This is a genomic window from Acinetobacter lwoffii (genome assembly GCF_024129715.1).
Taxonomy (GTDB): Bacteria; Pseudomonadota; Gammaproteobacteria; order Pseudomonadales; family Moraxellaceae; genus Acinetobacter; species Acinetobacter lwoffii_U.
The window spans coordinates 1-7,689 of sequence record NZ_JAMXXM010000041.1; the positions used below are offsets into that span (position 1 = coordinate 1).

Below are 7,689 nucleotides of genomic sequence, written 5' to 3' on the forward strand. Positions count from 1 at the left end.
AATTCTATAGAGAATAGCTTCAATAAAATTGCGTAAATTTGAGTTGTGGTGAATGGATAAATTACGCAGAATAACTTTCAACTTTTGCCAGGGTTGATCTGTCAGCATGGTACGAGGCATAGCGAATAGTAAAATTGGGTTTGGCGATTTGATTTTACTACTTCGCTATTTTTTTAAGCTAAAAGTGTCAACACACCCTAATGTCGATATTAATAATGAAGGGGACTTCATAAAAAAGAAACACCCCCCGCTTTTATCCTCTTATGAAGGCAAAAGGATCAGCCAGGAACAGGAAAATGCATGTCTGCTCTTGGCACACTTCCTCAGGAAGTGAAACAGGGGCTGTTAAAAATGTAAGTCAGATACTTGGAGAGAATACTTACATTGAGGTACTACATCGCCGCTTTAAAAATATCTACCACTTGGGCATGGTTGGCTTTACGTGGATTGGTCAACATGCAGGCATCTTTTTGTGCATTTTCCGCCATGATGGCCAAGTCAGCTTCTTTTACATTTAATTCCGTCAGCCCAGATGGAATACCAATTGAAGCCGAAAGCTGACGAATGGCGCCAATCGCTTCATAAGCTGCTCCAGTTACGGTTAAACCTTCTGTATTCACCCCCATCAATTGGGCAATTTTGGCATAACGTTCAGGACAAGCAATCAGGTTAAATTCACAAACATGGGGGAGCAGAATTGCATTACAAACACCATGCGGCAAGTTGTAGAAGCCTCCGAGCTGATGTGCCATCGCATGCACATATCCTAAAGAGGCGTTGTTAAAGGCCATTCCGGCAAGATATTGGGCATAGCTCATGGCATCCCGTGCTTCCAGATTATCCCCATTCGCCACTGCCAGGCTAAGCCATTCGCTGATCATGGTAATCGCCTTTTCTGCACAGGCATCAGTGATTGGATTTGCTGCCGTAGACACATAAGCTTCTACTGCATGCGTCAAGGCATCCATACCTGTTGCCGCAGTCAGCCCTGCAGGTTTGGCCAACATAAGTTTAGGGTCATCAATCGCAATGAGTGGTGTACAACGCCAATCTACAATCGCCATTTTCACATGGGTATCGGTATTGGTAATGATACAGAAACGTGTCATCTCCGAAGCTGTCCCTGCCGTAGTATTGATTGCAATCAGTGGTGTCATCGGGACGGTACTTTTATCAATCCCTTCATAATCACGGATATGTCCGCCACCTGCAGTGACTAGACCAATGCCTTTGGCACAGTCATGTGAGGAACCCCCACCTAACGATACAATAAAATCACAGGCATTTTCATTATAAGCTGTAACTCCATGATGCACGTTAATATCAGTTGGATTGGGTTCCGCGCCTGGGAAAATATAACTGTCAACACCCGCCTCTTTCAAATAATTTGCAATATCATCTGCAACACCAAATTTAAACAGCCCCGCATCAGTTACAATCAGCGCTTTCTTGGCACCTAAATTTTGTGCTTTTATCCCGATTTCTTTAGCACAGCCCGGACCAAAAAGTGAAACACAGGGAATATAAAAACCGTTAGTTTGATCTGAAATATTTTTAAAAGCCATGGCGTGATTCCTTCTACCATTAATTGATTATTTTATCGGTGACCCTCACCGTAATATAAGTATTGGATGAAGTTAAAAAGAATCCTACCTACCAAATACCTACCAATTTAAATTTCTGATTCTAGCCAAAATAATGAATCTGAAATATTTAAAAGTAGGTTGGCAAGGTTTAGCAGATACTGAGTAGATTGGTTCAATAGAGGGCATGTAAGTAGCGCACTAGGCTGTTTACTACTTTCTGATTTTAAATAAATACTAAAATGCTTTATTCATTTTTAAGATAAAGATAAACAGTACAGGGCTTAGAAATACCCATAAAGCCACAAAGCTAATACTGGAGCTAAACTGGGTACGTAATAAAAACATCGCGACGAATAAGAAAATACCCGCAGTGAATTTAGTGTGCGTAGGAAAATTAGCTAAAAAAGCGTAACGAGATTTTCGGGTTTTTAGGATCTGCTTTGCACTTACCGCATAAAAACCAAAACAGCTCAGCCAAAGCAGACCGATCACTGCAATCCATATCATGTTGATGATTCCTGTTGCGTAACTTTTAGTTTGGCGTGAATTTTATTGACCGCCTTTTGCTGAATAGGGGTAATTTTCTGGTGTAACAATAGGGCGAGAAGTGCCAAGTTCCACAGCATCAGATCGATTCGCAGAAATGGCCAGTAAGTTGTAAAAGAATCAATATAATCATGGAAAATGAGATAATAAATATTGATCAGCGGCAGCATAAAAGCAGTACCAATCAGGATTTTAAGCTGAATTTTCCATAAATATTGCTGCGGTGTTAAACATGCCAGAATGAAACTGCCGAGCCAAATACTGAAAAAACTATAAATCTCATAATTTGGTGCACCTACAGGGATGCTGATAAAACGATTCGCATAGAGATAAGCCAGCATGGCAATCGGCAAGCCAAGTATCATGGTGATATTCAAGCGGTTCACCAAATAATGTCCGAGATGAAACCGCGCTGATTTTTTCTGAATCTGGCGTTTCAGACTCCACAGCAGCAGACCGGAGGCAATCATGGCGCAGCCCAATATGCCAGAGAAAAACAATCCTAAACGTAAAGCAGGTTCAGCAAAACGTGCCATATGCAAACCATACATGCCGGCATTGAGTGTGGCAATTGCACTTTCATTGCGTGTATTTTCAAGCAATTTTCCGGTAGCAGCATTTAAAATGAGCTGTGCCTGATTTCTGGTAATGGAATGATCTTTGAGCTGTGTTAAGGTTATGTGTGCCAGCTGGGTATTGGGCTGCTTGACCGTGATATTGTCAAATTCCGCATGTCCCCAGTGTTGCTGCGCCGTGCTAATAAAATGTTGAATTGGCAGCATCTCGGTTTTCACCGGAACCACAGAGTTGGCCAATACATTGACTGTGCGAATTTCTTCAAAATACTGAAAGGGATTGTCTGGATAGAGTTTTTTCATGCCGGAAGGCAGTACGATATAAAAGAAAATCGCCAGCCCGGTAAATGTCATGGTCAAAAAGAACGGCAGGGCAATCACTGAACTAACATTATGAAAATCCAGATAGGAGCGCTGCCCCTTAAATGCTCTTAAGGTAAAAAAGTCTGTCAGGATTTTTTTATGGGTAATGATTCCTGAAATCAGAGTCAATAACATGATAAAGGCAGCAATCGTCACAATCAGCCGACCAATGGTGTAGGGCATACCATAGAGCTGAAAATGAAAATTATAGAAAAAATCTCCCCCTTGGGTGGCCGAGAGGTTTAATTCTTTTCCTGTCGAAGCATTTAGGGTTTTGACTTCATAGCCACCATCCGCTTTTTGCCAGTAGACTTTATTCACCGGTGAGTCTCGATTGGCAACGCCGATATACCAGTTTTGGGCGTCCGGTGCATGCTGCTGTAAATAGCTGAAAGCAGATTTTAAGGCAGTTTCCTGATTGACTTGCATCGAGGCAAATTCAGGCTGCATCCATATACTGATCTCATGTCGGTAATAGGTGACGGCGCCTGTTAAAAAAATGGCGAAGAGTAACCAGCCAAAGCTTAAACCTAACCATGAATGTAGCCATGCCATGGATTGACGGACAGATTTATGCATGGTTTAACCTATGAAGCGGGAGAAGAGAAATAAAATAAGTAAAGGGATCAGGCTATAGATAGAAAGCTTTTTTAAACTTGGGATACAGAAGATTCTAATCACAAAACAAACATAAAAAATCAGGGCAGTAAATGCAGCCAAATAGACAGACTCAGCTTTAGGCAAATAAGCTTGTAAAAAGTAAGCCAGATCGAGTGCGATTAAATAACTGCACAAGTAACCAATGCCAAAGGTCATGCCTAAGCGATAGAGAATGGCAAGTGGCTGCACTACAACAGACATCATATTTGGCCTTGAATAAATCTATACTGATGAAAATCTAAAAACTTAATAAACAAAACTTAAAGTCGTTACCAGATACTGTTTTTTATAGGCCTGCTGATTCAATTTTCCTGCCTTGTCTGCTTCTTTGCCAACTTCAATGACATATTGACCTTTCCATGGCGTGGCAATGGTAATCTGGCCTTGGCTGTTGGTGGTGTATTTTTTTAGCCAGAATTGCGGGGAGAAGACTGTGACTTCAGTATCCACAGCAGGTTTACCCTGATACAGCACCGTGAATGTATGGCTGTTGATTTGGGTCGGGACAATATCCAGTTCGGACTCAGCTTGCAGGTTCTGTCTACCTGCTTTGGCATGATAGCTCAGCAATGATTCGCCATAGATCAGTTCATGACTAAGTTGGACATCGGTCTGGCCTTGGGTCGCATAGACCAAATGATCCTGTTGCATTTGAGGACTAAATGTTTTTTTGGCCTGAATGGCCTTTGCTTGATTAAAAGACTTCAAGGCACCTTGCTGCGTTTCTTTAAGCTGTTCACTATATTCACCAAAGAACGCATGAGTCTGCTTATCTGTATCACGTTCCAGCCAAAGCATATGCGCCTGAGCTGAAAGTGTCATAGACAGTCCGAGGGTCAGAGCGATCATTTTTTTCATTTGTTTTACCTGTTTTTGTGTATGTAGTGATGATTTAGCCCTGAACATGTCGTCAAGGCTAAGTTTGAAAATCAGTATTTAAATTTCACAGCAACGCTGTAATTTGCTGGTGCACCATAAAAACCTTGCTGATTCGGGAAATTGAACAGATATTTTTCATTGGTCAGGTTATTACCATTGGCTTGCAAGGTCATATGCTCATTCAGCTCATAGCTGGCCATTAAGTTCACGAGCGCATAAGCATTCTGCTCAATGATTCCAGCTTTCTGGGTAATCACTCCATTGGCGGTTGCTTCAGGCACATCTAGATAGGTCTGATCTTGCCACTGCACACCAAGGCCCAGTTTCAGTTTTGGAAGTTGCGGCACCTGATAGGTAGTTAAAAGATTAAAAGACTGGGTTGGATTGAAGGTACGCGCATCACCGCCATTGATCAGATCTTTCAGGCTAAACTGGGTATAACCAAAGCTTAAGTTTAAATGGTCGCTCAGTTGTCCCGCCAAGCCGAACTCGTAGCCTTGGGAACGCAGGTCACTGACCTGAGTTGTGCGTAAAGTCGGGATACCATCAGAATCACGAAGCGGATAATTACTTTGCTCCGTTCTGAACACAGCCATGGTGGCGGTAAGCTTGTCATCTAGCCAAGAACCTTTGACTCCGACTTCATAGCTTTCACCTTCGATCGGTTTGTTAATGCTGCCATCATCTGCTTTGGTGGTTTGCGGACGGAAAATCGAGGTATAACTCAGGTAACCTGTATATTCAGGGCTAAAGTTATAGGTCAGACCGGCATAGGGTAAAACTTTATCTTCATCATAAATGGTGTCGGTCCCATAACTGCTACCACTGCTTTCAGCCTGAACGTAGTTCGCACCTAAAAGCAGTTTCAGATCATCATTCAGATGCAGTCGGGTCGCAGCATAAAGGCTCTGGTTCTTCTGCCGGATATGCATTTCACCACTGGTTTTCGACATATCCCAGCTTGGTTCTTCGGGTGTAAAGCTGGCTAAATCTGTGGTCAGCGGATTGACAAAGCTGCCAGCATAACCCAATTCATCCAGACGATTTTTGGCCCAGACATAGCCCAATGAGGCTTCATGGCGTTGTCCCCAAAGCGGATAGGTGCCGCTAAAACTCAGGCTGGCTTGTTGTTCTTTATTGTCATCAATATACATGCCTGGGTAGAGGAAGATGCCTGAAGTGCCATTTGCGCCAGGTTTGCCGGACAGAAACAAGAGCTTTGAATCGCGTTGTGTACGTTTTTCATCATAGGTCAGTTTGGCTGTCCAGTCGCCACCCAGTTTTTGTTCAAGCTCGGCAAAGTAACTTTTAATATTGCTATCCCAGTGGGCCCAGCTTGGACTGTAATTATAATTCCGTGAGTAACTGAGCTGCTCGCCTTCAGTATTGATCAGTGGATTAGAACCCCAATTGACACCATTCGGCTTGTGATTGGTTTCGGTATAGCCAGCAGTCAATAGAGTTGTGTCAGTAATATCTGCCTCCACAACAGCACCTATGCCGTTTTTTTCCAGTTCATAACGATCCTGATAACTGTCGCCTGTTTGTTGATAGCCAAATACACGACCTCTGACTTTTCCATCCTGGGTGAGAGGAGAGGATATATCTGCTTCATAGCGCTGCGTATTCCATGAGCCATAACTGGCATTAAAGGCTGTTTGAAGGTCGGATGTCGGGCGTTTGCGAATCATATTAATAGTTGCGCCGGGATCGCCAATTCCATTATTTAAGGCATTCGCGCCTTTCACCACTTCGATACAGTCAAACAAAAAACTGTCTGGATTATCATTATTATAATTATAGCCTTCGAGTGGAATACCAACGCCATCGACTAAAACATTTGAAATCTCGAAACCTCGGGCAAGGTAGGAGGTCCGTTCCGTTTCCTGATTGCTGACGATAATGCCAGGGGTATTGCGCAGTACGTCCCGGGTATTATCCAAGGCAAAGTCATCCAGTTGCTGGCGGGTAAGGACATTGACTGTTTGCGGCGTTTCCTTGAGTGGAATATTCAGTTTTGAGGCGGTTGACGAGTTTTGGATGATATAGGCTTTACTCTGTTCAGAGCTGAGCTCACTCTGTTCTGATTCCGCTGTAACGGTAATCGTCGGTAATTGCTGAGTATCATCGGCAAAACTTTGTTGTGTAACTAAAATCGAAAAACTGAGTAAAGATAGTTTAAATGATGAAGGAACGGTAGAAGACATTTTAGTTAATGTAAATGATAATAATTATCACTAATTTTATTGTTTAATATCTCTTAAAGCAATCTCAATATAATAGGAAATCCAAATGAAAAATGAGTTAATGATAGGTAAATCTACAAATAAAAGTTTAATGTAAGAAGTAGGGAACAATAAAATATCACTGTTAAAAAAAGATGTTATTACCTTACTTTTGTGCTCCTGAACCAATTTGTTTATATACTGCACTATAAATTTTCAAATCCTCAATCTGGAGTGACTTTGTTGCATAAAGGCTTCAGAGATAGATCTTTTCTAAGTTACTCGAATTCAAGTGACAACTTGGGTATGAGGTCGACCTAATTCCGTTAATTTATCGCCTAATAATTTAATGCAATACATTTTGGTTTTGACCAAACTTCGCCGATGATAGCCTGACCATTTCTTCCATAGTGTCCTGCCTAAACATTTAACGGTTCGAAGTAATTCATTTCGCTCTTGCGAATGAACTTTTGTAGTTTTCTAAGGCTTTGCATTTTTTCTGGAGGGAACTACCGCATATGCTTACCGGTCTGCAATGACTTGACGGCATTGCTTGGTGTTATAAGCCTCGTCTGTATAAACTGAATCAATCTGTTCATCCAACGGAATTTGATCAAGTAACTCCCCAAGGATTCGTGAATCACTCACATTATTCGTTGTGAGCTGAACTGCTCGTATTTGAAGAGTTTTAGCATCTATAGTGGGTATTGGTATGTTGAATGTAGTTCGGAAATTCTGTAATCGAGCCATGGCTTTGTAATACGGTGGCCAGTGACATCACATATTTGTAGGCATTCAAGGCAGTTTCAGCTCGTAGTCCGCTCAGCATATTTTGTGCATCGATGACCTGTGTGG

The 7,689-nt window shown here is 42.1% G+C and carries 6 protein-coding genes and 3 pseudogenes; all 9 read right to left on the minus strand.

Going from position 1 to position 7,689, the window contains the following annotated elements; translation table 11 throughout:
- Nucleotides 1–120, minus strand: a pseudogene (locus tag NI462_RS14315) (IS5/IS1182 family transposase); the annotation flags it as partial.
- A 272-nt stretch (nucleotides 121–392) separates the two neighbouring features.
- Nucleotides 393–1,565: an iron-dependent methanol dehydrogenase gene (mdh, locus tag NI462_RS14320; RefSeq protein WP_071850974.1), complete on the minus strand. Its 1,173-nt coding sequence runs from the start codon at nucleotides 1,563–1,565 to the stop codon at nucleotides 393–395.
- A gap of 255 nt (nucleotides 1,566–1,820) precedes the next feature.
- A complete protein-coding gene (locus NI462_RS14325; protein ID WP_004647794.1) occupies nucleotides 1,821–2,093 on the minus strand; it encodes a hypothetical protein in 273 nt (90 codons plus the stop codon).
- Nucleotides 2,090–3,649, minus strand: a complete 1,560-nt coding sequence (locus NI462_RS14330) for a PepSY-associated TM helix domain-containing protein (protein WP_253161168.1) — start codon at nucleotides 3,647–3,649, stop codon at nucleotides 2,090–2,092. The genes NI462_RS14325 and NI462_RS14330 overlap by 4 nt, the downstream gene beginning before the upstream one ends.
- A gap of 3 nt (nucleotides 3,650–3,652) precedes the next feature.
- Entirely contained in the window at nucleotides 3,653–3,934 is a 282-nt protein-coding gene (locus NI462_RS14335) for a hypothetical protein (protein WP_253161169.1), read from the minus strand.
- Nucleotides 3,935–3,976: 42 nt separating this feature from the next.
- On the minus strand, nucleotides 3,977–4,588 hold the full coding sequence (locus NI462_RS14340; protein ID WP_253148776.1) for a DUF4198 domain-containing protein: 612 nt from the start codon (nucleotides 4,586–4,588) through the stop codon (nucleotides 3,977–3,979).
- A gap of 71 nt (nucleotides 4,589–4,659) precedes the next feature.
- Nucleotides 4,660–6,816 (minus strand): TonB-dependent siderophore receptor, encoded by a 2,157-nt coding sequence (locus NI462_RS14345; RefSeq protein ID WP_253161171.1) that lies wholly within the window; start codon nucleotides 6,814–6,816, stop codon nucleotides 4,660–4,662.
- A 306-nt stretch (nucleotides 6,817–7,122) separates the two neighbouring features.
- Nucleotides 7,123–7,533, minus strand: a pseudogene (locus NI462_RS14350) (transposase); the annotation flags it as partial.
- A pseudogene (locus NI462_RS14355) lies at nucleotides 7,523–7,689 on the minus strand (TolC family protein); the annotation flags it as partial. The pseudogenes NI462_RS14355 and NI462_RS14350, both read right to left, overlap by 11 nt.